Source organism: Flavobacterium sp. (assembly GCF_052437795.1).
Lineage (GTDB): Bacteria > Bacteroidota > Bacteroidia > Flavobacteriales > Flavobacteriaceae > Flavobacterium.
Map to the genome: position 1 here is coordinate 663,829 of NZ_JBQVPA010000001.1, position 22,877 is coordinate 686,705.

Sequence of the window (22,877 nt, forward strand, 5' to 3'; positions counted from 1 at the left end):
TAGGAGTTATGAACCGTAATGCGGCACGGCATTTCATGGCTTTCAACAATGCCTTCCCGGCGGCAGGGTCATCGGCACCGAATTACTTTGCGGGTGGCGGTATCGTATCACGGGAAATAACGCAACCCGGCATGAACCTCGATGAGCTGGCTTTCAGGATCGCAGAAGCCAACAGATCAATGCCTGCCCCCGTTGTGGCTGTGCAGGATATTGTAGATGCTGGAAGGAAAGTGGCCGTGGTTAGGGATAGCGCACAGTTTTAAAACAAAAAAGGCTGTCTTTGGACAGCCCTGATCAAATTATTTTTTTGTTATTAGGCATTTGAGGATACCTTTCAGTTCTTCAGAGTAAGGCGCAAGGTCGGCCATCCATTTATCAAAGTAAACTTCTTTAATATTACTTTCTGTAAGGGCTTTAATGTCGGCTTTGCTAAGGTCAACGATTGAACTGTATGCTATACCGACATGATATGAAAATTTAATTTTTGGGTACGATAGTTTCTTACCATTATCCAATACGAACGTCACAGTGCCTGATTCAGGGGCCATGCCTTGTATCTGTACATACGTTCTGAGTTGGTAATTATCACTTTCACCTTTATCAATATATTTGTAAAGGACAAAGCGATTTGTAGATTTACTTGTATTATAAAGAATATTAGGTTCATCTCCCCACTTTTCAATAAAGTTGCAATAGTAGTCATCGGGGAGAGTGAAATTAACAGGCTCAAGGTAACTTATGCTATATACACCATATTTATAGTAAATGATCTCATCGTTTTTCTGCAAAGTGATCTTATAGTAGGAAGGACTACCGTCTCGATCAGCCTCTACACCGATCACTTTAAAAGTATGGCCTTGAAGAGCATCAATTCTTGTCCTTGCTCCATTTCCACCCGGCATATATACATAGCTCGCGAGCATTTTGCTACTGGTGTAAAAATTAGAATATTCATTTGTTATTTGTATCTCATAGTCAAATAACGGCCTCACTTTGACCTCATGCCCAATGAGCAGTTCGGGGTTTTTACTTGGGAATTGCGCTAAAGCGGCGACGGAAATAAGTAAGGCAAAAAATAAAATGGTGTTTTTCATGGCGTATAAATTAAATTGTTAATGAAGCAAATATAATAAAAACCTGATACGATAGTAATATACTATAAGAATATTTGCTACTATTTTTTTATGCTGAAAGAAATACTCACCGGTTGGAAAAACTACATCAGCAAAAGCGAAGTGCCAGATAGCATTGCAAAGCAGCGCGCCGCCATCTGCGCTGCCTGTCCCGAGGCCAAATATGGAAAACTGCTGGCCTTTATAAAAGACTCGCTCAAAGAGATACAGGGGCATTACTGCGGCCAATGCGGCTGCCCGCTGAGCGCCAAGATACGCTCGAACGATATTTGCTCAAAACACAAATGGCTATGACACGCTATGAAACTATTAGAGGAATGGGGGACAGGCTTACCGCGCTGGTAAGCCTGGGCGTGATCCCCATCCACATTGCATATTGGAAAATTTACTATGAAGAATATGTAAAAGAGTTGGATGCCGGCATAAAGAGCGGCAGGGCGGAAAAAAGCATGATCGCCGATGTGGTCGCCGATAAATACGGAATAACCAGGCGCACCGTCTACAACATAATTGCTTTCATGGAAGGAAAATAACGATGTGAATGCCCGTAATAAAGGAAATTTTTGTGAAAAAGCGGTTTCCTTCAGGTCCCAAAATACCGCCGTACCTTTGTACTGTAAAAATGAAGCATCAAAATACAATATTCTTCAATACAACACATTTCATTTTATGGCAGCTGCCCAATAAATATTCAACCACATAGATACATTGGTTTTATAAGTAATTACTTCTCAGAGCGAAGATAGCCAGTTTCAGACAGTTATTCAAACTATAGTTGCTATAACCACAAGTACTTCCTTTGCTATAACGAATTATAATTATGTATACTCTTTCACCGGCTCCACTACAAGCACAGGTACATTACCAGCTTTGAACACGACCAACAAAGGAAGGTCATATACTATTATAAACAGCGGGACTGTACCCTTTACCGTTAACTCAAATACTGGAGGTAATGATATTCGTTTCAGAGGGGCAGATTATGCATCATTCATAATTCAACCCGGTGGTCAGGCTACTTTTATTTTGGATGCCACTAAGGCCATAGTTTATGAACCAGTTGGCATATCAAACATAATTACCAACGGAGATACCTACAGTGCCGTAACAAGTGGAGCAGTTCATGCAGCACTAAATTCAAAGGCTGATAAAACCGGAACGGCAGATATTGAGATTACTGATCCGGCAAAAGGTATTATACTCAGGTCTCCTAATGGCAGCCGATGGAGGACTACCATTAGTAATTCAGGGGTATTAACTACTGTATTGATTCCTTAGTAACATTTTTGGATTGATCAATTTATATTATGCTATGCAGATTTCAAAATTATACTTACAATGCCAAAAGTAACCCATCGTGCTTTTTCAAAAAAAGCTTTTGCAAATACAACACCTCTTTGGGCTAAAAACATGTTCAGGGTGACATTTGTCCTCACTTCAGCGATCACCATTTTTATTGCAGGGACCAACCTTTTTGCTGAAGAAATAAAGTATGAGCTAATGCTCGGGATAAAATCACTCGATGCCATAATTTATGGCCTTTCAAAAATGTTTGGCGTCGAAATACAGGAAGAATAACATGCCACCAATAGCTGAAATTATAAATTACCTCGTAAGTGCAGGAGGTGCTTACGCGTGGTTTGCCGCGGGTAGGTTACGCAAAGCTGGCATCAGGAAGGCCGAAGTCGATGCGGATAATGCCTGGCGGCAGTTTTATAAAGACTTGGTTTCCGACATGAAAACAGAGATCGGGCAACTGAAGCATGAAGTATTCATGCTGAGGGCTACAGTTGAAAAATACAGGCAAACTTGTGATAATTGCCCAACGAGAAACGGGTCATGAATCACATAACTGAATTCCAGAAAAAAAATGGGCTTAAAGAAGATGGCGTTATTGGAATTAAAACCCTCCAGAAGATGATGGAAGTTTTTGGGTTGCTAACTAATTTGCAGTTGGTGCACCTGTTAGCGAACGTACATCATGAGTCTGGCGGCTTTATTGCCGACACCGAAAACCTTAACTATAGCGCCGCAACCCTTGCTAATACCTGGCCCAAACGCTATAAAAACCCGGTTACAGGCAAACCTAATGCACTTGCATTATCTCTTGCGGGAAATCCTGAAAAGATAGCCAATAACGTCTATGCGAACCGTATGGGTAATGGAAGTGGATCTTCAGGAGATGGCTGGAAATACCGGGGGCGGGGGGCGCTTCAACTTACAGGGAAGGACAATTATCGCCTTTTCGCTAGCTTTATTGATGATGCAGAAATTTTAAGCAATCCCGATTTAGTTGCTATAAAATACTTTTGGGAAAGTGCCCTGTTCTATTTCACGGCAAATAAGCTATGGAATAAAATGAAGGGTAAAACTTCGGCAGACATAAAAGCCATTCGAAAGGCTGTCAATGGAGGATACATCGGATTGAAGGATGTAGAAAATAAATTTAAATATTATTATAACCTGATGACAAGATGAAAAAGCTAATTTACCCGTCGATCATCATAGTGCTCTTAGCATTGCTGTTCGTTGCTGTGACGCAGTGTAGGCGGAATGCAACTGTGGCAGTACAAAATTATGGTGCGCTTACAGATACTATCGATTATTACTTCAATAGCTTGGGTCAGCGAACAGCAAGCATTCGTACGTTACAATTTGATAAGTCGCAACTGAAGGATATCATTCTCGAAAAAGATAAGGAACTCCAGGCACTTTCTAAAGAGTTCTCAAGAATAAGTTCGGCTGTGAAATTCAGGACAGTCACAGAATTCGACACCATCAGGATAGCCTATGCCGATAACGTGCCGTGCATTTTTGATCGTAACGGAAGTATTGCGAATGATTGGTATAAATTCAACTATAGATCAGATCAAACAGGCATTCAGATCGATTCGTTCAAAACATGGACTTCTGCCAATATAATTACCGGGGCAAAGCGAAAGTGGTTTTTGGGGAAGGAGACGCTCAAAACGGACATTACGCTCTCAAATCCGCATATGGCCGTTACAAATGCCGCGGCTATCGAAGTCACTATCCCTTCCCCCTGGTACCGCAAATGGTATGTATGGGTAGCGATAGGGGCTGTGGGGGGATTCGTCATTGCCAAGTAGCAGTTGCTGGGAACAAAAAAGCACTGATAATATCAGTGCTTTTCATTTAGCGGAGAAAGAGGGATTCGAACCCCCGGACCTGTTACAGTCAACAGTTTTCAAGACTGCCGCAATCGACCACTCTGCCATTTCTCCAATAAGTCGCAAATCATTTCCTCATTGCGGTTGCAAATATAGCAACCTTTTCCGATTTTCCAAAAACAAATTTAACTTAATTGCTAAATTATTTAGTAATGATCTCTAAATATTTAATTACCTTTAATTTAGGTGCCGAAATATTTTTAAAATTCTACGTATTCGGTTATTTCAAGGCCATATCCTATCATTCCAACGCGCCTTGTTTGGCCCGAATTGGTCAGAAGGCGTATGTTGCAAATATCAATATCATGCAGTATCTGGGCACCGATCCCAAAATCCCTTTCGTCCATTTTTATCTGCGGGGCCTTGCATAGACCGTTCTCAGCCTGCTGCTCCTTCAGTTCCTTAATGCGGGTGAGAAGTTCAGAAGGGGAAACTTCCTGGTTGATGAAGAGTATCGCACCCTTACCTTCTTCATTGATACGCCTGAACATATTGTCCAGCTTCCTGTCGGCATTACTGGTAAGCGTGCCTAAAATATCGTTGTTTACCTGTGTGGAGTTGATCCTGGTAAGCACAGGGTCACCAATGTTCCAGCTGCCTTTCGTCAACGCAATGTGGACCTGCTTGTTAGTCGTTTGTACATACGCCCTCAGCCTGAACGTACCAAAACGCGTTTCCATCTCAAAGTCTTCTTTTTTCTGGATAAGGCTGTCGTGCTGCATCCTGTAGGCCACAAGATCTTCTATCGAAACAAGCTTAAGGTCAAATTTCTTAGCCACCTCATAGAGTTCCGGTAATCTTGCCATGCTGCCGTCTTCATTCATTATTTCACAGATCACTCCGGCAGGCTTAGATCCGGCAAGTCTTGCAAAGTCGATAGCTGCCTCCGTATGGCCTGTACGTCTCAATACGCCTCCTTCTTTTGCTATAAGTGGGAAAATATGTCCCGGCCTTGCAAGGTCATCCGGCTTGAGGTTCGGATCCATCAGCGCTTCTACGGTCTTTGACCTGTCATGGGCTGAAATTCCTGTGGTAACCCCGTTGCCGAGAAGATCGACCGATACGGTAAATGCGGTTTGCATCGAGTCGGTATTACGAACGACCATTACATTAAGTTCGAGTTCCTTGCAGCGTTTTTCGGTCAGTGGTGTACATATAAGCCCCCTGCCATGGGTAGCCATGAAGTTGATCATTTCAGGTGTGACTTTATCGGCAGCGGCAAGAAAATCACCTTCATTCTCGCGGTCTTCATCATCTACCACAATGATGATCTTACCCTGGCGGATGTCTTCGATCGCTTCTTCTATGGTGTTGAGCTGTATACGGTCTTCAGCGATTATATTAAGCATTTTTAGGTTTAATTTTAAATACTTTATTGAATACCTTTTGTATAGGTACCACCAAAGGATCCCAATTGATGGTCACGTTCATGTCGTTCGTCGCCCTATAGGTAAGGAATATAGCAAGTGGTGTGAGTACGAACGATGACATCCACGAGCCCAGGAATGGCGTAATGCCGTTCTCCTGTGCCAGCTTTTTGCCAAAGGTATTTATAAAGTGGAATGTTATGAATATAAGTACGGCAAACACGATAGGAAGCCCTAATCCGCCCTTGCGGATGATAGCCCCCAGTGGTGCGCCAATGAAAAACATGAGAAGGCAGGCATAGGCAATTACGAACTTGTCATAAAATGCGAGCCAGTGGCTGTTAATAGCCTTTATCCTTTCGAACAGGCTGCCTTTACCCGATTCGAGCACACTTTCTGTGCTTTTAACACTTGAAGCTGCAATATCCAGTATACGGGCCTTATCATCTTTAGATGCAACAAGGTCGATAAGTTTTGCGGGTAGACTGTCTTTTTTAACGGCAGGAACAGAGTCCTTTCCGGGCAGGTTGATCAACGGCTTTGTTGCCGTCAAAATATTATTTGGCCTCTGCGTGATATTTTGCGCGATGTTCTTTGCCTCGCGGGTGTAATTATTTTCAAGCGAATCAAGTGTGTAAGTCAGTTCGCTAAGATTAAGCATATTGTTGGTCTGCGCGATCTGTTCCTCATCCGTACTGGCATTGTTCAGCATACTCAGGTCAATGTTCATGATCTGTTTGGTAAAGCTGCTCTTTGCGAAAGGCATCTTTTTCCGGTCAGCAGGGTTTTTCGCTGCAACATCTTCATAATAATAGCCGTCAAATAGTTCCAGTTGCAAAACGTTAGAGGTTTCGCTGCTTTTCAGTAGGCCTTTTTTAGAGCGAATGATCGTTGCATTGAGATTGCCGGGTATTCTTTTGTGTATGGTCACCCCGGTAAGCTTCTCGCCATTCTCGCCCGATTTTTTATCTACCTTTATGTTGTAGCTGCCAATCGAGTTGAACTGGCCTTCTACAATGGCCATCGCAGGCTTGCGCTTTACAATGTTGGCCCTCAGGTTGATGAATTTGTATTCGGCTTTTGGAATGATGTCGTTGGCAAAGAAAAAAGCTACGATGCTCAGCCCGAAAATAAATATCATAAGGCTGCGCATGGCACGGCTCAGCGATATGCCCGACGATTTCATGGCGGCAAATTCATAATTTTCGGCGAAGTTGCCAAAAGTCATGATGGAAGCCAGCAATATCGAAAGCGGCAATACAAGCGGTACCACCTTAGGTGCGTAAAAAACAAGGAATTTGGCAATGATCCCCGCGTCCAGGTCCTTGCCGGCAAGTTCGGCAATGAACAGCCATATCGCCTGTAAAATAAAGATAAAGAACAGGATGACGAATACCGACGCGAAGGTCTTAATGAATGAGGTAAGGATGTAGCGGTCTAGTATCTTCACCGGAAATTAATCTAATCTATTAATATAGTAATTGGGATATTTACTTTCGGTAAAGGTAAAGTGATTTTTTGACAAAGGCTGGTTTGTTTTGAAAGAATTTATAGTAATGATGGTTTTCGTACCATCCTTGTCGGTCCTGATATAATTGTAAATGTGCTTAGTTTGGGTATCAACACCTATTAATACTTCTTTAGTAGCATCTTTCGTGTCAAGCGGGTTCAGCTTTACATACTGTATTTTCCTGCCTTTAACATTCTGGAGTATGTCCCACGAGTATTTGTAACCTGAACTAAAAAATGTAAGCATTTTAGACGGCGTTAGTTCATCCGACTTCTCATCATCATATTTTGAGATAGAGATCTCTTCGTCCTCAGGAACAATATTATAAACTTTCTTGCCATCGAATATGCGGGTCATTCCCATAAAGTTCAACACGTACTGGTTGCCTTTTTGTACAACAGTGCCTTTACTTTCCTGGTTGAGGTTTTTCTTAGGGTTGCTTACGGAGAATTTAAAATCAATAGTGATGTTCTGGTAGCTTTTCACTTTCGCACTTACCTGGTCGAGCAGCACTTTAGCCTTGGCAGCATCCTGCGCCTGGGCCGGCATGGAGACGATTAGTAAAAAAAGCGCAATTACCCTGATGATCCTTTGCATGTCTAAAGATTGTTTTCTTCGTTTTTAAAAAATTGCTCAAGGGACACAAGGTCGGGGATAAGAACGCTGCGGGCTTTACTGCCTTCGAACGGGCCAACGATACCAGCCGCCTCCATCTGATCGATGAGCCTTCCGGCGCGGTTGTAACCCAGTTTTAACTTTCGCTGCAGTAATGATGCCGATCCCTGCTGGGCCGTAACGATCACTTCTGCCGCATCCCTGAACATTGAGTCTCTTTCAGATATGTCTATATCAAGATTGATGCCACTTTCCTCACCATAGTATTCAGGCAGCAAATAAGCCTCAGGATAAGCCTTTTGCGAGCCTATGAATTCTGTTATCCTTTCCACTTCAGGTGTATCCACAAAGGCACACTGCACCCTTACAAGGTCATTGCCCTGCGTGTACAATAAATCACCGCGTCCTATCAGCTGGTCGGCTCCCTGACTGTCCAAAATAGTTCTGGAGTCAATTTTCGATGTAACCCTAAAAGCTATCCTTGCCGGGAAGTTAGCCTTGATAATACCAGTTATTACGTTAACCGATGGCCTTTGTGTGGCAATGATCAGGTGAATGCCTATAGCCCTTGCCAATTGCGCCAAACGCGCGATAGGGGTCTCTACTTCCTTACCGGCGGTCATGATGAGGTCGGCAAATTCATCCACGACCAAAACGATGTATGGGAGGAAACGGTGGCCATTTTCCGGGTTCAGTTTCCTGTGGCGGAATTTCTCATTATATTCCTTAATATTCCTTACCGATGCATCCTTCAGCAGGTTGTAACGGTTGTCCATCTCCACGCAAAGTGAATTAAGCGTATTAATTACTTTAGTATTATCTGTAATGATGGCATCGCCGCCGTCAGGCAGTTTTGCAAGATAATGCCTTTCGATTTTATTGAACAGTGTAAGTTCCACCTTTTTTGGGTCAACAAGTACGAATTTTACTTCCGCGGGGTGCTTTTTGTACAGGAGCGAGGTTAGTACTGCATTGAGGCCTACCGATTTACCCTGTCCCGTAGCTCCCGCCATTAAAAGGTGCGGCATTTTGGCAAGGTCTACCACAAAGGTTTCATTCGAAATAGTCTTGCCCAAGGCTATAGGCAGTTCCATTTCGGCCGTCTGGAATTTCGGTGAGCCTATGACCGACTTCATCGAAACGGTCGTAGGATTTTGGTTGGGAACTTCTATACCGATCGTTCCCTTACCCGGTATGGGCGCAATGATACGGATGCCCAGTGCTGCCAGCGACAGTGCAATGTCATCTTCAAGGCTTTTGATCTTGGAAATGCGTATACCGGCTTCCGGCACGATCTCGTATAATGTAACGCTCGGGCCTACGGTCGCCTTTATCTGCGCGATGTCGATCTTGTAGTTGCGAAGCGTTTCAACAATGCGGTTCTTGTTATCTTCCAGTTCTTCCTGGTTAATGGTGATCCCACCCGATGCATAATCCTTTAGCAATTCTATCGATGGGAACTGGTAATTGGAAAGCTCCAGCGTAGGGTCAAATTCGCCAAAATCTTTGACAAGGCGTGCGGCAAGGTTCTCCTCAACAACATCTTCCTCGGCAAACTTCTCGATAACAAAGCTTTCATCATCCGTTTCAATGACTTCGTGGAATGAGGTTGTAGGCTCCACGATCTTTGGCTTAACGGCCGGATCCAGGTTAAGTTCGGATGAATGCTCAATGGTTGGCTTCAGCGCCTCGCGGTTGACCTCGAACTGCGATGGAGCAGGAGGGGTTGGCGGAACGGTCCTTAAGACCATTTCAGGTTCTTCCTCATCTTCCTCGTTGGCTGGTGCACTTTTATCCTGATGTGCCGGGCTGTCGGTTATTGAGTAGGGAGCGGCTTCAGGTGTAGGGATGTTAGCGGTATCTGCCACAGGCTGTGGTTCGTCTTCCAATTCTTCCTCGATCTCTTTACGCCTTTTCTCAAAGAATAATTTGATGGCATCGGGCGACATTTTCACACGGAAGATAAGGAACAGGAACAACCCGAAGATCAGCACCAGTAAAGTCCCGGTACTGGCAAGGTAATCCTGCATGAAAAGGTTCATTTCATACCCGATCACACCGCCAAGTTCAGGAAGGTAGTTGTTGAAAAACCCGAACATGACGCAAACGATCACCACAAGGTAAAGGTCCCAGAATAAGGTCTTTTTTAATTTCCCTATGGGAAGGTCCAATACAAGGTAGGCACCCATCAGGAAAAAGAAGCGTATCAGGATGAACGAAGCTACGCCAAAACCATCGTATAAAAAGAGGTTGGCAAGCCATGCGCCAAATTTGCCCAGCCAGTTGTTTACTGATTCCTGCCTGTTGCCAAATGACGAGAGCCCGCTTTGGTCGGCATCCCAATAGAGGAAATAAGAAATGAACGATAGCAGCAATGCTATGGAGAAGAGGAAAAAAAGCACACCCAGCAATACCTTATGCTGGCGGGAAAATCCCCATTTCTTTTTTTCGGTCGAAGGTTTTGCTGCTGTGCCGGTCTCTTTTTTGCTTTTTGCCATTTATGTATTTTTCCTGACCGTAAAAATATCAATAAATTTACTAACTGGCTAAAAAAATAACCACACACGTACATAGTTTTTTTACCCATTCATTGGTGCCTGCAAACATATTAAAGCGAAGCTTCAGGCTTTGCGCCGCATGGAGCGGCTGTGTAGCAGGATATTTAAAAATAAGTACTTGTGTGGTTAAATTACCTTATTCGCGAACTAAAAAAGCAAAGCTACTTTTGGGTAATAAATTATCGTGCCTACCGCTATCGCTGCCAGCGCCGCAAAACATACGGCGCCCGAAGCAATGTCTTTTATGAACCCGATCCTCTCGTGGTAATCGGGGTGGATGAAATCGCATATCTTCTCTACGGCGGTGTTGGCGCCCTCAATTGCCAGCACCAGCCCTATGGCAAATATCTGCAGCATCCATTCGGTAGCGGATATAGTAAAGAAAAATCCGGCAATGGTCATGGCAATACCCAAAAAAAACTGCACCATGATGCTGTGTTCGCTCGTTATGAGCTTGTAGGCACCTTTAACCGAATAACCGAGGCTTTTCAGCCTTCCTTTTACAAACCTGTTGTCTTTCATTAGTTGAGTGCGGCAAGCGCTTTGTCATAGTCCGGCTCGTCCTTAAGTTCGGCCACCTGCTCCGTATATTTTACAATGCCATTTTCATCAATGACCACGATAGCCCTCGAGTGCAGCCCGGAAAGCTTGCTGCCATTGATCATTACGCCATAGTTCTCACCAAAGTTATCGTTCCTGTAGTCTGAAAGGGTAACTACGTTCTCAAGGCCTTCAGCAGCACAAAAACGGCCCTGTGCGAATGGAAGGTCGCGCGATACGCAAAGGATCTTCGTGTTTTCCAGGCCGGTGCCTTTTTCATTGAAACGCCTTACCGACAATGCGCAGGTGCTGGTATCTATGCTCGGGAAGATGTTAATGATAAGGTTAACTCCTTTAAAATCCGAAAGGGATACGGTTTCAAGATCGTTGGTAACAAGGGTAAAACCAGGTGCTGTAGTACCTATTTCCGGTAGTTCGCCCCACGTTCGTATCGGGTCTCCAAATAGAGTGATGTCTGCCATTTTAACAAAATTTTAGTAGTTTTTTGCAAATGTACGATTACTTATCAAATTTGCAAGTTAATTGTTCTCTAAGCTGTTAAGTGCTGCTTCATAATCAGGTTCGTCCTTAATATCAGGGACTTGCTCTGTATACGTTATATTGCCTTCAGCATCAAGCACGATCACAGAACGCGAAAGGAAACCTTCAAGCGGTCCCGAAGTGATGATAAGCCCGTACGATCTTCCAAAGCTTCCATCTTTATGGTCTGACAGGGTCATGACATCGGCAAGGCCTTCAGCGCCGCAAAAACGGTTCAGGGCAAATGGTGTATCGCGCGATATACATAATACTTTTGTATTTTCAAGAGAAGCAGCTTTTTCGTTGAATTTGCGAACCGATGTTGCGCATGTTCCCGTGTCAATGCTCGGGAAGATGTTCAGTACCAGCTTGCTGCCTTTAAACTCGGCCAAAGATGCTTTTGAAAGGTCGCCTTTTACAAGGGTAAAGTCAGGGGCTTTTGTGCCGATCGCAGGCAGCTCGCCAATAGTTGTTATAGGGTTTCCGCCTAATGTGATGTTAGCCATTATGTGTTTTTTTACAGAAACACAAAAGTAGGGATTTATCAAAGCAAAAACCAATTTCCTGCATTATCATTAATCAAAGAGCGCTTTCTATATAGGGTGCGGTTCTCTTTGTTGCGAATTATTCATTTACCTGCGCTCATTATCAAATGCTAAATATACATCGCCAGCATCCCCAGGCTCATCGCGATCATCAGCCCATCCTCGATGATGGTCACGGTGCTCATAGGCAGGTTGAACACTGCGCCCAGGCAGGCGCATTGTATCGTCTTTTTGTTTAACACGCTCTGCAACACTCCGATAAGGCTTACCGACATTACCACAGCTGTAAAGGAATTGGTGTATACCGGCTCAAATTCGAGCGCAAAGGCGATGCCGAGTGCCAATTCGATAAAAGCATACACATAGCCCCATGCAGGGAATTTCATCGCTACCACATCATACATGGCATAGCTTTCGGCAAAGGCTTTCAGATTGAGCATCTTGAAGAAGGAGAACGCCAGGAAGAATCCCGCCATGAATACCCTCATAAACAGCATCAGGCTGAAACTTTCCGTAGAATATCCGGCGATCAGGGATACTACGGTAATGTAGCCAAACAGCAGTAATATTGGCTTATAAGTTTCTGCCCAGCTTCTTTTTTCCTCTTCAGGCGGGTTGCCAAAAACATCTAATACGGGTTCATGCCCGTGCTCGTGGCCTGTGAGCTGGTATTTGGGATAGTCCTTCAATGCATCCTGAAGTGTTGGGGTAGGGATGTGGCTATGCATAGTCACATCGGCGGTGCCCTTTTCGAGGTCGATCGCCACATCAGCCACGTCTGGCACTTTTTTAAGGAGGAAGCTAACTTTAGCGGAACAGCCGTCGCAGGTCATCCCGGAAATTTTATAGGTATGTCGCATTTTTGTCGTATTTAAATTATACTACAAAGTTCGCTATAAACGATCAATATGGGGTTATGCAATTTTTGGAAATAGCTATGACTTTTACAGAACGGGTAAGCGATGAAGCTATTCGCGCTGATCTCATACAGATGTATATCACCTTATAACTCATCGATCTTCCTGCGCTTGTTCTCCTTTATCGATCTGTAAAAAGTAGGGGTAAGGCCTGTCACCTTTTTAAATTGCGAGGAGAGGTACGCCGCGCTGCTGTAACCAAGCTTATCGGCAATCTCGGCTAAAGATAGCTCGTCATATACCAGCAGTTCCTTTACTTTTTCGATGCGCTGGGCAATATGGTATTTCTCAATGGTCGTACCTTCCACTTCAGAGAAGAGGTTGCTCAGGTAGGTGTACTCGTAATGCAGCTTATCGGCCAGCCAGACCGAAAGGTTGGTGCTGAGTATTTCTCCTGAATGGTGGATGAGGTATACTATTTCTGTCTTTATCTGCTCTATAATGCGGCTTTTGCGGTCGCCGATAAGTTCAAAACCCAGTGCCTGCAGGGATCGTTCGGTATGGCCGACTTCTTCAGGTGTAAGCTCGTTCTTTATTTCCGCTTCGCCCAATTCAACAGACAGCACTGTAATGCCGGAGTTCTCCAGTTCGTTGCATACCGCTGTAATACAGCGTGGGCAAACCATATTTTTGATATATAGTTTCATCAATTGTGTGTTTTTACCCACTCGGTTATAGCATTCAGTGCCTGTTGTTCCGTAATAGGGTCATTCATTCCGGCATCATGGTCTTTGCCCTTCATGGTCAGTAACTTTGATCGAACATTCCTTTCCTGAAGGAACATATAGAGTGATAGTGACTGTTGATACGGTACCAAATGATCATTGTCCCCATGAATTAACAAAGTCGGTATCCGTGTAATGCGGTGGCAAGGACTAACCAGTGTGAATTTTTCGTCCTGCATGCCTTCCGGCTTATATTTCGCATCTGCCAATAGCTCTACTACCGGATCAAGTTTTACTTTTTTTAAATGATTGATCATTTCGACTTCATCTAGTTCTGTCGGAGGGCATATCGCGTTTATCGATTTCACAATTCTTTTTGTAGTATATCCATATAGCAAAGACAAATGCCCGCCGGCGCTTATGCCGGCCATGTGTACCTCTATTGTATTGTAGCCGTACTTATTGCCTTCTTTTTGCACATACGCTACAGCATTATCCACATCTTCCAGCAGGTCTTTGCAGTGTACTGTTTCGCTCACGTACCGGTAGTCGATGTTGGCCACAATAAAACCTCGATCCCTCAGGTCTTTGGAAGTCTTATCTGTATATTCCTTACCACCCATCATCCATGCACCGCCGTGTATCATTATAATCACAGGTGTTTTCTCATCGAAATTTTTTGGAAGGAAAAGGTCGAGTGTCTGTTGCGCGTGGTCACCATACGCCAGGTTGATGAGGTCTTTCTGGGCAAGGCAGTTTGCCGTAAAAGTGATGAAGGTAAGTATAGAAAGGATTGCACTTTTCATGTTATGGAATATTTAGCTACTAAAGTATCACATTTGCCTGACGGTAGCAAAACAAAAAAACGCCCCCGTTATCCGGAGGCGTTTTTCAATTCAAACCCGATCATGAAAAATTATTCTTTATCTATGGCACCCAGTACGCGCATCATGAATGCGTTCAGCGCTTCCTTTTTTGTCATGCCTTCCTTTATCATTTTGTTTACCTCCAGCGCGCCATACATATTGGAGATGAGCTCCCCGACCACATCCAGCTCTTCATCCTTCAGCGAAGGCACTTCGGTAAGCGCTTCAAGAACTTCGAGCGTCTCGATGATGTAATCCTGGTCGTTGTCCTCTATGAACTGCGTTAAGTGCTTAATTACTGGTAACTTCATTGACTAAGTCGGTTAAGATTTCTACTTTATTCGTTTGTACCTGGTTTACCAGCTGCCCTTTCCTGAAAACGGCAAAGGTAGGCAGGTTGTCAACTTTGGCAAGCTTCCTCGATTCAGGGAAATTTTCGGCATCGGCGATCACAAACGTGACATTTTCATTCTCCGAAGCCATTTTTTTGAATTTAGGCTTCATGATCCTGCAGTTGCCGCACCAGCCTGCCGAATATTGCACCACTACCACCGGTTCACCGGCAACGATCTCCGCTAAATTATCTCTTTCCAGTTCCTGTAACATCATGGGTAAGGTGTTTAGTTAATAATTAGTTTGAGGCAAGGTATGACGCAACGCCTTTCCTGTCGGCAGTCATGGCGTCTTTTCCTTCTTCCCAGTTAGCCGGGCAAACCTCGCCTTTTGTCTGTACGTGCGTGTAAGCATCGATAAGCCTAAGGTATTCGGCAACATTACGGCCAAGTGGCATATCGTTCACACTTTCGTGGAAGATCTTGCCGGTCTCGTCTACAAGGTAAGTAGCACGGTAAGTAACGTTAGAGCCTGTAAGGATAACCGAGTCAGTCTCTTCGCTGTATTCTGTAGATTCGATATCCAGGATACCAAGTATGTTGGCAAGGTTCCTGTTGGTATCGGCAAGGATAGGGTAGGTAACGCCTTCGATCCCGCCATTGTCTTTTGCAGTGTTAAGCCATGCGAAGTGAACTTCGTTCGTATCACATGAAGCACCTATTACTATAGTATTCCTTTTTTCAAACTCACCAAGGGCGGCCTGGAAAGCGTGAAGCTCCGTTGGGCAAACAAATGTAAAATCTTTAGGATACCAAAACAAAAGTACTTTCTTGTTGTTATTAACTGCTTCTTCGAAAATATTGATGCTCAGGTTATCGCCCATTTCAGACATTGCGTCTACCGAAATATTTGGGAATTTTTTTCCTACTAATGACATATTGCTGTATTATTTAATGATTAATTAATTCTCTATTGCAAATATACTTTAGATAGCTTTTGTTTATAGATAACGCTCATTGTTATTACTTATGGCAGTATAGAAAGATCCTATCTATATTGTAATTAACAAATTTTTAAGAAATAACCAAATTATCAGCAAATTTTTTTTCAATTAAATCCTATATTTGTTTTTATCAATAAAACAGAATGAACTCCAAATGGGATTGAACAGCTTATTTCGCAAGAAGAACGTACAGGATATACTTAACCAGGTAGAAAATAACGAACACGGAAATTCCCTTGGCAGGCACCTTACCGTACGAGACCTTGCTGCATTTGGTATCGCGGCGATCATAGGTGCGGGTATCTTTAGTACAATAGGCAAAGCCAGCGCCGATGGAGGTCCTGCGGTGATATTTCTGTTCCTGTTTACGGCACTTGCCTGCGGTTTTGCCGCTTTTGCATACGCTGAGTTCGCCTCTATGGTGCCGGTATCGGGCAGTGCGTACACTTATTCCTATGTAGCTTTTGGAGAGATAGTAGCCTGGATCATTGGGTGGGCGCTCATAATGGAATATGCCATTGGCAATATTACAGTAGCCATATCCTGGAGCGATTACTTTACAGGGCTCCTCAGTAGCGGGGGCATCAACCTGCCCCAGTGGGTGCAAATGGATTACCTTACGGCATCTAACGGATTTGAACACGCCACAGCCTTAATGCAGGGCGGCAAAACTTTCGAGAACCTTGACAAAGGCCTGCAGGCAGCCTATACCGCATGGACTACCGCACCTACACTGGGTTCGTTCCACTTTGTGGCCGACCTTCCCGCGCTGCTTATCATTATTATCATAACCGCACTTGTTTACAGGGGAATGAAGGAGTCACGCAACGCCAGCAACCTTATGGTGGTGGTTAAATTGTGCATTATATTATTGGTAATTGCGGTCGGTGTATTTTATGTAGATACGGCCAACTGGGACCCGTTCGCGCCAAATGGTGCTGCCGGGGTGCTAAAGGGAGTATCTGCGGTTTTCTTTGCCTATATTGGTTTTGATGCGATATCGACAACTGCCGAGGAGTGTAAAAACCCACAGCGCGACCTGCCGAAAGGGATGATGTATGCCATAGTGATATGTACCATTTTATATGTGATCATCGCACTTGTTCTTACCGGGATGGTACGTTATAACGAGCTGAATGTGGGCGACCCGCTGGCATTCGTGTTCGAAAAGCTTGACCTTAGGTGGATGAGCGGCATCATTGCCGTGAGTGCCGTGGTTGCCATGGCCAGCGTGCTTTTGGTATTCCAGATGGGCCAGCCAAGGATATGGATGAGCATGAGCCGCGACGGACTGTTGCCAAAGCGCTATTCACGCGTACACCCTAAGTTCAAAACACCATCGTATGCTACCGTAGTTACAGGATTTGTAGTGGCCGTTCCTGCCTTGTTCCTGAACCTGACCATGGTAACCGACCTTTGTTCGATAGGTACGCTTTTCGCCTTTGTGCTGGTTTGCGCGGGGGTATTGGTACTGCAAAACCGTAAAGATGTGCCAAGGGGCAAGTTCCGTACACCTTACGTAAATGCTAAATTCATCATGCCGGTAGCGCTTATCGCAGGGATAGTCTTTTCCTTCACGTATAATAAAGAGGCTACTATGTCTTTCCTTAATAACGATAAGCAGATCAATACACCGGCTACGATAGTGACATCGCTGACAAAAGAGCAGGCCGATGCCGTATACAACTCGCTGCTTGCCCGCGATGTAGCCAACGGAACGCAGGACCTTGAGCAGATACTTGGCATGTATGAAAAGAACGAAGTCGATTATAAAAGGCTGGTAGACGAATTGCCTATCGCTGAGGACCTGAAATATGAGAGCGGCTTCCAACTGTTCAAGCACAAGATACCGATGTACATTTTCCTTATCACACTGGTATTACTAACCATTTGGGCTTTCCGCAAAAACCTGTCGCTGATACCGCTGCTGGGCCTTATCTGCTGCCTGTACATGATGGCAGAGCTGAGCGTCTGGAACTGGATCTATTTCTCGGCATGGCTGCTGATAGGGCTTACCATTTATTTTGGCTTTAGCCGAAGGAACAGTAAGCTGAATGGGGTGGAGGTTTAGACGTACGTAATATTGTCAGGCTGTCATTGCGAGGAGGAACGACGAAGCAATCTTTCTACTTCAACCTAACAATTACTAAATACATTTATGAAACCTGGTTTTGTATACATTATGACGAATCAAAATAACACAGTATTGTATGTTGGTGTTACATCTGATTTGCATGAACGTGTTGCCAACCATCGATCCAAAAGATATCCGGATTCTTTTTCGGCAAAATATAACATCAGTAAATTAGTTTATTTTGAAACCTTCATGATGATTGGAGATGCGATTGGAAGGGAAAAACAAATAAAAGCAGGCTCTAGAAAGAAGAAACTGGATTTGATCAAGTCGATGAATCCCGAATGGAATGACCTTACTTATTCGATCAATAGCTGTCTATGATAAGGAAAGATTGCTTCGTCGTTCCTCCTCGCAATGACGGAGACGGGTATTTTTCGTAATTGTTTGATTATTATGTTTTTAATGTTTTTAAAGTCTTTGGAATCACAATGACCCCCAGAATAAGATCTCTCAAGCCTAAAAAACTCATTGGTAAACATCTGACCATGTCGCATGCCCATAACCGTACGTTCGAATTATGGAGCAGCTTCATGCCCCACAGAAAGGAGATCGTGAACGCCATAGGTACCGATCTGTTCTCATTGCAGATCTGTCCCGAAGGCTTTTATGTGAATTTCGATCCTGCAAATGAGTTTGAAAAATGGGCTGCTGTTGAGGTGGCCGGCGTTGATGTAATTCCGGATGGAATGAAATTTCTGGAACTGCCCGAAGGGCTGTATGCTGTTTTTGTTTACAAAGGCTCACCGGAGAATGCAGACTCTTTTTTCAACTATATTTTTTGCCAATGGCTGCCTGCATCGGGGTATGTTTTGGATAACCGTCCGCATTTTGAGCTGTTAGGGGAGAAGTACAGGCATGGCGATCCGGCATCTGAGGAAGAGGTTTGGATACCGATAAAATAGGGTTAAGATAAGTAAGATTAGAAGCTTATATGTACGTCCCGTTTCACTCAACTTTGGACAGGATCGGGTAAGGAAGTACGGGCATAGATCACACAAAAAAATCCCGCCATCTAAACGTGAGATGACGGGACTTAACAAACCAACCAACCAATTATTATAAACCTCATGAAAAGAGATTCATGATGTTATGTTTAATGCAACTTGCGTGCCAAACCGCAAATATATTGTAATTATTTTTATTACAATTTGTTTTTCTGTGAAATTACTTACCTTTTTTGTGATTTGGATGCGTCGAACTTTTTCAGATCTGTCATAGAACGTGTTGTGGCTTGCCAAAAATAATTCACTTTTTATGTAACCTCACTCTTTCCATGATAAGTACAATTACTATGCCCAAAGTATACATAACGAGGTCCATCCAAACGAATGAGGTTCCTATCACGGTTCGGAAAAATGCAGAATCCTGCAAACCAAGCACCTCCACTATTTTAAAGTATTGCAACGTTTCTACCACATAGGAAAAAATGAGCACACCGATCGCGGTGGGAACCACCGTCCATTTAAAAAACGTTCTTACAAAGCAATAAATGAGTATTACCACCAGCATATCGCCAATATAGGGCCTTACGATCTTGTCATGGACATATAATGCTATAAGTACTTCTGTAATGAAAAGCAGGATGGTAAGGATGAAATAATTTCGTTTAAAGGTTAGCATGTTTAACGGTGTTTACAGGGTAACGGCAGGTTACTACAAAAAGTATAGGCGTGTAAAAATAAGAAAAGCCGCTCCTAAAAGCGGCCCTTCGGCAATTGATTTGCAGATCTATCCTTTTGTACCTTCGGCAGGCTTGCGGTAATACCTGTCGTCGTTATCATCATCATAGTGTGTAGTTCCGCCGCCACTGCTATTCCCGTTGCCGTAGCCTCCGCTATAATACGGTTCATAAGTGTAGGCACGGTTGTAGGCGTTAACGTATCCTGTAGCATCTACCAGTTGGCCTGACCTGTTGTATATCAGCCTCAGGTTGCCTATTTGTGCCAGTGCAAAGCTGTTGTAGCTCATATACACGGTACCTATGCGTTTTACACGGCCCCTTGCGTCATAGTTGATAAACACGTTGCCTACCCTGCGTACACGACCGTTGTAGTCGTGCTCTACTTTTACGCCCCTGTTGTTGCCGGGAGCACCGTAGGTACTGTTTTGTCCTCGCCTGTTGCTGCGGTAGTAAGAGTTATCATCACTTGTGGCCGGCTCTGTATTAAAATCGAACTCACCGTCAGGGAAAACCAGGAACTCAATGCCGCGCTCCATGAATATTACGGGTTCGGCTTCGCGATAGTCTATTCCGTAATTTGTGGGCCTGCCAGAAAAAATAGTTATTTCTGACGCCAGGGCCAGGCTACCGCTCATCAGTAATCCGGCAACTAAAAAGGTAATTTTTTTCATGACATTTAAAATTTAATGTGGCGCCTACTCTGTGCTTTTCGGCTTCCGCAGGAACTTTTAATTTGTGTTCCTGTTTAGGATAATCCAAATGCCGTGCCAAAATACGAAAACGATTTAGCTTAAAATTTATCTTACATTTTTGTGCCTGATTTTCAGCGAGATATTGTTTTTATTTTCTACCACGATGGAGCACAAAAATCTTTTCAGTTTCTGAGTTTTAATTGCACTGCTTTGTGGGCTTCGTGTAATTCTTAAGAACCCTGTGGTAAAAAAAACCAGCAGCAAATCAACGCTTATCCTACAAAACCCAACGAATGTTCATTTGTTGATGTAATATTTAACTTCATAATCTATTCTTAAAACCAAATTCATTAAATTCGGCCCAATAACCGATAATACCATAGAATGAACCCATCTGCAGAACATTTGGAACTAATGCAGCGCATCACCGCGCACCTTGAGCCACACCTTAGGGAAGGCCGGACTTACCACCAGGAATTTTATAAGTCGGAATACGGAAGCAGCGGCGGCAGCGTATTCCTCTTGCATGAAGGAAAAAGCTACACCGCGTGGTATGCCGAACAAAATCCCGATGATGCCGTTACCCAGGGATTAAAAGAGATCGATGAGGTGATCGATAATATGAGGGGCGACCTCGATATTAGTGATCTTTACTATGGATTGCCTGCCGATACCAAAATACGTTTTACTTATGTAAAAGGGCAGCCCATGGAGAGGCTTGTGATGGATGTGCCACATCTTTTGGCCGACCTGAAAAGGGAGATCAGGGAAGATGCCGTGCGCTATACTACCGACAACCCGGAGTTCATAAAGGCCGAAGCCATCATCAGATTTGTGCAGCAGGCCGATGAGCTCGGTGTTTATACCGATGAGACCACCGTGCTTTCTACACGTACGAATTCGGGTTCTTCACCTGCCGATACCAATCTTATCAAGTGCCTTTACAAAGCATTGGGCGGCAATGTCGAAAAGCTGTATTATAAGCTGGAAGGAGATGACTTTGTGATCCAGTCTAAACCCGGCTTCCCACAATTTGGCATTGCTGAGTTGGAGCCTGCCAATGAGACCATCGAGCTTACCCCCGAATATAAAAAGCGCCGTGATGCCCAGGATGAGGCCATCCGTATCAGGACTGCCTTTTACAAAACATTAGGTACGGTGCTTCCGGTGCCGATCTACCTTAGCGTAGGCGGTTTCCGCAGCAACAGCTGGCCCGAAGGCAGCCATTACCATACATCCGAAGTGCTGCGTGTTATTTATACCAAAGATTCTACAATTGTTATTACAGACGGTTTGAGCGATGTGTATACGTCCGAGCGTTCTGATGCCAATCTGGAATATAACGGCATAGGCGCGGAAATGTACATCGAATTCGACGGCCACGTGACCTACGATGATATATACGACCATTTTTGCGTGGCGCTGCTCAACAGTGTAACGCAGATCGCCATTGAGCACAGCGACATTAAAGCCCACATCAAAAAGAACGAGCACCTGACCATTGAGTTCAGGCAGGATAATGTAGAGCTATGGTGCGTGAAAGGCATGATGGGTGCGAGCAATGACATCAGCACGTTCTTCAGGCATGGGCAATACGCGCCTGATGATTTTGGAGCGTTCATTAATATGCCGTCCAAAAACGTCCCTGCAAAATTGCAAATGAACCTTGAAGAGATACTGTTGGTAAATGTGAAGCCGTTCTCAAATGAGTGGCTTACTTCGTACAAACTCCGTACAGAAGAAGGGGAAGATGCAATAAAAGAGGTGCGGATCGAAATGATGGCGAAATTTGAAGCATCGGGCGAGGGCAACAGGATACCGCTTACCTATGTTGAGGAAGGTGCTGATAACAAGCTTGCACAACTTTTCCCGATGTCGGATGTAGCGCCAAGGGAGGATGAAATTGACAAGGAATTGATAGAGAGCCTCGCAAAGAATGAAGAACTTAGCAATGAAGCTATTACAGAGATGATCAATGGACATAGTAAATTCCTGGAAGCAGGTGGTGCAAACGGACATTTTGAGCAATTGTACACTGCCAGCCTGCCGCTCAATATTTACTCAACGCGTGCTAAAGCAGGGAAACAGTTCAAACCGGGGATGGTAACATTACCTAAAGGTTTCAGCTTTGGGGCTGACGACCTTCGTGCGTCTGAATTTACGGCCTGCATTGCCGACGGTGTCGATCTTAGCGGTACTGATCTTAAAGGTTCATTATTTACAAATGGATTTTTTCGGGGTGCTAATTTTGAAGGTGCGAACCTTACAAATGTCGATTTTACCGGGGCTGATGTAAGTGGTGCTAATTTCAGGGATGCCAACCTCACCGGTGCCGATTTTGAGATCGTAAACTGTACCGGCGCCGACTTTACCGGTGCTAATACAACGGATGCTACCTTTAAAGGTGCCAATATTACAGATGTAAAATATTAAAGTAACTTTCTGATTTTTTTAACCACATAGGAACATAGTATTTCAGCCGTCTATTTTCAGTTGAAGAAGCATAGTGAAGCGAAGCTTAAGATTGTGTTCCTCTATTACATTCTATAGTAAACGTACAAAAGCTATGCATCTATGTGGTTAA

Annotated in this window: 28 protein-coding genes and 1 tRNA gene; 12 read left to right on the plus strand and 17 right to left on the minus strand. The window is 44.0% G+C overall.

Annotation, left to right across the window (positions count from 1 at the left end):
- Positions 1-8 precede the first annotated feature (8 nt).
- Entirely contained in the window at positions 9-263 is a 255-nt protein-coding gene (locus ACT6R0_RS03075; protein ID WP_444651195.1) for a hypothetical protein, read from the plus strand.
- A gap of 36 nt (positions 264-299) precedes the next feature.
- On the opposite strand, the gene ACT6R0_RS03080 is transcribed toward ACT6R0_RS03075, so the two are convergent.
- Positions 300-1,094 carry a hypothetical protein gene (locus ACT6R0_RS03080; protein ID WP_444651197.1) on the minus strand — a complete coding sequence of 265 codons (795 nt, stop codon included), beginning with the start codon at positions 1,092-1,094 and terminating at the stop codon, positions 300-302.
- Positions 1,095-1,184: 90 nt separating this feature from the next.
- Here ACT6R0_RS03080 and ACT6R0_RS03085 point away from each other — a divergent pair, with 90 nt between their 5' ends.
- The 7 genes from ACT6R0_RS03085 to ACT6R0_RS03115 all read left to right on the plus strand — a co-directional run bounded on the left by ACT6R0_RS03085 (position 1,185) and on the right by ACT6R0_RS03115 (position 4,243).
- Entirely contained in the window at positions 1,185-1,427 is a 243-nt protein-coding gene (locus ACT6R0_RS03085; protein WP_444651199.1) for a hypothetical protein, read from the plus strand.
- Complete coding sequence (locus tag ACT6R0_RS03090; RefSeq protein WP_444651200.1) at positions 1,424-1,666, plus strand: hypothetical protein; 243 nt, start codon at positions 1,424-1,426, stop codon at positions 1,664-1,666. Before ACT6R0_RS03085 ends, ACT6R0_RS03090 begins: the two co-directional genes overlap by 4 nt.
- A 337-nt stretch (positions 1,667-2,003) precedes the next feature.
- The gene (locus tag ACT6R0_RS03095; RefSeq protein WP_444651202.1) at positions 2,004-2,411 is read left to right on the plus strand and encodes a hypothetical protein; all 408 of its coding nucleotides are present in this window, start codon (positions 2,004-2,006) and stop codon (positions 2,409-2,411) included.
- Between the two features lie 60 nt (positions 2,412-2,471).
- On the plus strand, positions 2,472-2,711 hold the full coding sequence (locus ACT6R0_RS03100; RefSeq protein ID WP_444651204.1) for a hypothetical protein: 240 nt from the start codon (positions 2,472-2,474) through the stop codon (positions 2,709-2,711).
- A gap of 1 nt (position 2,712) precedes the next feature.
- Positions 2,713-2,976 (plus strand): hypothetical protein, encoded by a 264-nt coding sequence (locus ACT6R0_RS03105; protein ID WP_444651206.1) that lies wholly within the window; start codon positions 2,713-2,715, stop codon positions 2,974-2,976.
- On the plus strand, positions 2,952-3,611 hold the full coding sequence (locus ACT6R0_RS03110; protein ID WP_444651208.1) for a peptidoglycan-binding protein: 660 nt from the start codon (positions 2,952-2,954) through the stop codon (positions 3,609-3,611). Before ACT6R0_RS03105 ends, ACT6R0_RS03110 begins: the two co-directional genes overlap by 25 nt.
- A complete protein-coding gene (locus ACT6R0_RS03115) occupies positions 3,608-4,243 on the plus strand; it encodes a DUF6549 family protein (RefSeq protein ID WP_444651210.1) in 636 nt (211 codons plus the stop codon). The genes ACT6R0_RS03110 and ACT6R0_RS03115 overlap by 4 nt, the downstream gene beginning before the upstream one ends.
- Positions 4,244-4,293: 50 nt before the next feature.
- Here the strand turns inward: ACT6R0_RS03115 and ACT6R0_RS03120 are convergent.
- The 14 genes from ACT6R0_RS03120 to ACT6R0_RS03185 all read right to left on the minus strand — a co-directional run bounded on the left by ACT6R0_RS03120 (position 4,294) and on the right by ACT6R0_RS03185 (position 15,717).
- Positions 4,294-4,378 (minus strand) — tRNA-Ser (locus ACT6R0_RS03120).
- A 146-nt stretch (positions 4,379-4,524) separates the two neighbouring features.
- Positions 4,525-5,673, minus strand: coding sequence for a 3,4-dihydroxy-2-butanone-4-phosphate synthase (ribB, locus tag ACT6R0_RS03125; protein ID WP_444651212.1), 1,149 nt, complete (start codon positions 5,671-5,673; stop codon positions 4,525-4,527).
- Positions 5,666-7,141 (minus strand): LptF/LptG family permease, encoded by a 1,476-nt coding sequence (locus ACT6R0_RS03130; RefSeq protein WP_444651214.1) that lies wholly within the window; start codon positions 7,139-7,141, stop codon positions 5,666-5,668. The genes ribB and ACT6R0_RS03130 overlap by 8 nt, the downstream gene beginning before the upstream one ends.
- A gap of 6 nt (positions 7,142-7,147) precedes the next feature.
- Positions 7,148-7,798: a LolA family protein gene (locus ACT6R0_RS03135; RefSeq protein WP_444651215.1), complete on the minus strand. Its 651-nt coding sequence runs from the start codon at positions 7,796-7,798 to the stop codon at positions 7,148-7,150.
- Between the two features lie 2 nt (positions 7,799-7,800).
- The gene (locus tag ACT6R0_RS03140; protein ID WP_444651216.1) at positions 7,801-10,314 is read right to left on the minus strand and encodes a DNA translocase FtsK; all 2,514 of its coding nucleotides are present in this window, start codon (positions 10,312-10,314) and stop codon (positions 7,801-7,803) included.
- A 207-nt stretch (positions 10,315-10,521) separates the two neighbouring features.
- Positions 10,522-10,896 (minus strand): diacylglycerol kinase, encoded by a 375-nt coding sequence (locus ACT6R0_RS03145; protein WP_444651218.1) that lies wholly within the window; start codon positions 10,894-10,896, stop codon positions 10,522-10,524.
- Complete coding sequence (gene tpx, locus ACT6R0_RS03150) at positions 10,896-11,396, minus strand: thiol peroxidase (protein ID WP_444651219.1); 501 nt, start codon at positions 11,394-11,396, stop codon at positions 10,896-10,898. The genes ACT6R0_RS03145 and tpx (ACT6R0_RS03150) overlap by 1 nt, the downstream gene beginning before the upstream one ends.
- A 57-nt stretch (positions 11,397-11,453) precedes the next feature.
- Positions 11,454-11,960, minus strand: a complete 507-nt coding sequence (tpx, locus tag ACT6R0_RS03155; protein ID WP_444651220.1) for a thiol peroxidase — start codon at positions 11,958-11,960, stop codon at positions 11,454-11,456.
- Between the two features lie 149 nt (positions 11,961-12,109).
- Positions 12,110-12,859, minus strand: coding sequence for a heavy-metal-associated domain-containing protein (locus ACT6R0_RS03160; protein WP_444651222.1), 750 nt, complete (start codon positions 12,857-12,859; stop codon positions 12,110-12,112).
- A 143-nt stretch (positions 12,860-13,002) separates the two neighbouring features.
- Positions 13,003-13,563, minus strand: a complete 561-nt coding sequence (locus ACT6R0_RS03165) for a helix-turn-helix domain-containing protein (protein WP_444651224.1) — start codon at positions 13,561-13,563, stop codon at positions 13,003-13,005.
- A complete protein-coding gene (locus ACT6R0_RS03170; RefSeq protein WP_444651226.1) occupies positions 13,563-14,387 on the minus strand; it encodes a prolyl oligopeptidase family serine peptidase in 825 nt (274 codons plus the stop codon). Before ACT6R0_RS03170 ends, ACT6R0_RS03165 begins: the two co-directional genes overlap by 1 nt.
- 110 nt (positions 14,388-14,497) lie before the next feature.
- Positions 14,498-14,758: a DUF6952 family protein gene (locus ACT6R0_RS03175; RefSeq protein WP_265174915.1), complete on the minus strand. Its 261-nt coding sequence runs from the start codon at positions 14,756-14,758 to the stop codon at positions 14,498-14,500.
- Positions 14,739-15,053, minus strand: a complete 315-nt coding sequence (locus ACT6R0_RS03180) for a thioredoxin family protein (protein ID WP_444652311.1) — start codon at positions 15,051-15,053, stop codon at positions 14,739-14,741. The genes ACT6R0_RS03175 and ACT6R0_RS03180 overlap by 20 nt, the downstream gene beginning before the upstream one ends.
- A gap of 25 nt (positions 15,054-15,078) precedes the next feature.
- On the minus strand, positions 15,079-15,717 hold the full coding sequence (locus ACT6R0_RS03185) for a peroxiredoxin (protein WP_444651228.1): 639 nt from the start codon (positions 15,715-15,717) through the stop codon (positions 15,079-15,081).
- A gap of 220 nt (positions 15,718-15,937) precedes the next feature.
- Here ACT6R0_RS03185 and ACT6R0_RS03190 point away from each other — a divergent pair, with 220 nt between their 5' ends.
- The 3 genes from ACT6R0_RS03190 to ACT6R0_RS03200 all read left to right on the plus strand — a co-directional run bounded on the left by ACT6R0_RS03190 (position 15,938) and on the right by ACT6R0_RS03200 (position 18,822).
- Entirely contained in the window at positions 15,938-17,854 is a 1,917-nt protein-coding gene (locus ACT6R0_RS03190; RefSeq protein WP_444651229.1) for an amino acid permease, read from the plus strand.
- Positions 17,855-17,941: 87 nt separating this feature from the next.
- Positions 17,942-18,241: a GIY-YIG nuclease family protein gene (locus ACT6R0_RS03195; RefSeq protein ID WP_444651230.1), complete on the plus strand. Its 300-nt coding sequence runs from the start codon at positions 17,942-17,944 to the stop codon at positions 18,239-18,241.
- 107 nt (positions 18,242-18,348) lie between these two features.
- Positions 18,349-18,822, plus strand: coding sequence for a GyrI-like domain-containing protein (locus ACT6R0_RS03200; protein ID WP_444651231.1), 474 nt, complete (start codon positions 18,349-18,351; stop codon positions 18,820-18,822).
- Between the two features lie 343 nt (positions 18,823-19,165).
- On the opposite strand, the gene ACT6R0_RS03205 is transcribed toward ACT6R0_RS03200, so the two are convergent.
- Positions 19,166-19,540, minus strand: a complete 375-nt coding sequence (locus ACT6R0_RS03205) for a ribosomal maturation YjgA family protein (RefSeq protein WP_444651233.1) — start codon at positions 19,538-19,540, stop codon at positions 19,166-19,168.
- A 108-nt stretch (positions 19,541-19,648) separates the two neighbouring features.
- Positions 19,649-20,272 carry a hypothetical protein gene (locus tag ACT6R0_RS03210; protein ID WP_444651235.1) on the minus strand — a complete coding sequence of 208 codons (624 nt, stop codon included), beginning with the start codon at positions 20,270-20,272 and terminating at the stop codon, positions 19,649-19,651.
- Positions 20,273-20,677: 405 nt separating this feature from the next.
- Here ACT6R0_RS03210 and ACT6R0_RS03215 point away from each other — a divergent pair, with 405 nt between their 5' ends.
- Positions 20,678-22,726: a pentapeptide repeat-containing protein gene (locus ACT6R0_RS03215; RefSeq protein WP_444651236.1), complete on the plus strand. Its 2,049-nt coding sequence runs from the start codon at positions 20,678-20,680 to the stop codon at positions 22,724-22,726.
- Positions 22,727-22,877 lie beyond the last annotated feature (151 nt).

What these genes read in the sequence shown, in the direction of transcription:
- ACT6R0_RS03075 (WP_444651195.1), top strand. Translation starts at nt 9, where the DNA reads ATGAACCGTAATGCGGCACGGCATTTCATGGCTTTCAACAATGCCTTC.
- ACT6R0_RS03080 (WP_444651197.1), bottom strand. Translation starts at nt 1,094, where the DNA reads ATGAAAAACACCATTTTATTTTTTGCCTTACTTATTTCCGTCGCCGCT.
- ACT6R0_RS03085 (WP_444651199.1), top strand. Translation starts at nt 1,185, where the DNA reads ATGCTGAAAGAAATACTCACCGGTTGGAAAAACTACATCAGCAAAAGC.
- ACT6R0_RS03090 (WP_444651200.1), top strand. Translation starts at nt 1,424, where the DNA reads ATGACACGCTATGAAACTATTAGAGGAATGGGGGACAGGCTTACCGCG.
- ACT6R0_RS03100 (WP_444651204.1), top strand. Translation starts at nt 2,472, where the DNA reads ATGCCAAAAGTAACCCATCGTGCTTTTTCAAAAAAAGCTTTTGCAAAT.
- ACT6R0_RS03105 (WP_444651206.1), top strand. Translation starts at nt 2,713, where the DNA reads ATGCCACCAATAGCTGAAATTATAAATTACCTCGTAAGTGCAGGAGGT.
- ACT6R0_RS03115 (WP_444651210.1), top strand. Translation starts at nt 3,608, where the DNA reads ATGAAAAAGCTAATTTACCCGTCGATCATCATAGTGCTCTTAGCATTG.
- ribB (WP_444651212.1), bottom strand. Translation starts at nt 5,673, where the DNA reads ATGCTTAATATAATCGCTGAAGACCGTATACAGCTCAACACCATAGAA.
- ACT6R0_RS03135 (WP_444651215.1), bottom strand. Translation starts at nt 7,798, where the DNA reads ATGCAAAGGATCATCAGGGTAATTGCGCTTTTTTTACTAATCGTCTCC.
- ACT6R0_RS03140 (WP_444651216.1), bottom strand. Translation starts at nt 10,314, where the DNA reads ATGGCAAAAAGCAAAAAAGAGACCGGCACAGCAGCAAAACCTTCGACC.
- ACT6R0_RS03145 (WP_444651218.1), bottom strand. Translation starts at nt 10,896, where the DNA reads ATGAAAGACAACAGGTTTGTAAAAGGAAGGCTGAAAAGCCTCGGTTAT.
- tpx (WP_444651219.1), bottom strand. Translation starts at nt 11,396, where the DNA reads ATGGCAGACATCACTCTATTTGGAGACCCGATACGAACGTGGGGCGAA.
- tpx (WP_444651220.1), bottom strand. Translation starts at nt 11,960, where the DNA reads ATGGCTAACATCACATTAGGCGGAAACCCTATAACAACTATTGGCGAG.
- ACT6R0_RS03160 (WP_444651222.1), bottom strand. Translation starts at nt 12,859, where the DNA reads ATGCGACATACCTATAAAATTTCCGGGATGACCTGCGACGGCTGTTCC.
- ACT6R0_RS03165 (WP_444651224.1), bottom strand. Translation starts at nt 13,563, where the DNA reads ATGAAACTATATATCAAAAATATGGTTTGCCCACGCTGTATTACAGCG.
- ACT6R0_RS03170 (WP_444651226.1), bottom strand. Translation starts at nt 14,387, where the DNA reads ATGAAAAGTGCAATCCTTTCTATACTTACCTTCATCACTTTTACGGCA.
- ACT6R0_RS03175 (WP_265174915.1), bottom strand. Translation starts at nt 14,758, where the DNA reads ATGAAGTTACCAGTAATTAAGCACTTAACGCAGTTCATAGAGGACAAC.
- ACT6R0_RS03180 (WP_444652311.1), bottom strand. Translation starts at nt 15,053, where the DNA reads ATGTTACAGGAACTGGAAAGAGATAATTTAGCGGAGATCGTTGCCGGT.
- ACT6R0_RS03185 (WP_444651228.1), bottom strand. Translation starts at nt 15,717, where the DNA reads ATGTCATTAGTAGGAAAAAAATTCCCAAATATTTCGGTAGACGCAATG.
- ACT6R0_RS03190 (WP_444651229.1), top strand. Translation starts at nt 15,938, where the DNA reads ATGGGATTGAACAGCTTATTTCGCAAGAAGAACGTACAGGATATACTT.
- ACT6R0_RS03195 (WP_444651230.1), top strand. Translation starts at nt 17,942, where the DNA reads ATGAAACCTGGTTTTGTATACATTATGACGAATCAAAATAACACAGTA.
- ACT6R0_RS03200 (WP_444651231.1), top strand. Translation starts at nt 18,349, where the DNA reads ATGACCCCCAGAATAAGATCTCTCAAGCCTAAAAAACTCATTGGTAAA.
- ACT6R0_RS03205 (WP_444651233.1), bottom strand. Translation starts at nt 19,540, where the DNA reads ATGCTAACCTTTAAACGAAATTATTTCATCCTTACCATCCTGCTTTTC.
- ACT6R0_RS03210 (WP_444651235.1), bottom strand. Translation starts at nt 20,272, where the DNA reads ATGAAAAAAATTACCTTTTTAGTTGCCGGATTACTGATGAGCGGTAGC.
- ACT6R0_RS03215 (WP_444651236.1), top strand. Translation starts at nt 20,678, where the DNA reads ATGAACCCATCTGCAGAACATTTGGAACTAATGCAGCGCATCACCGCG.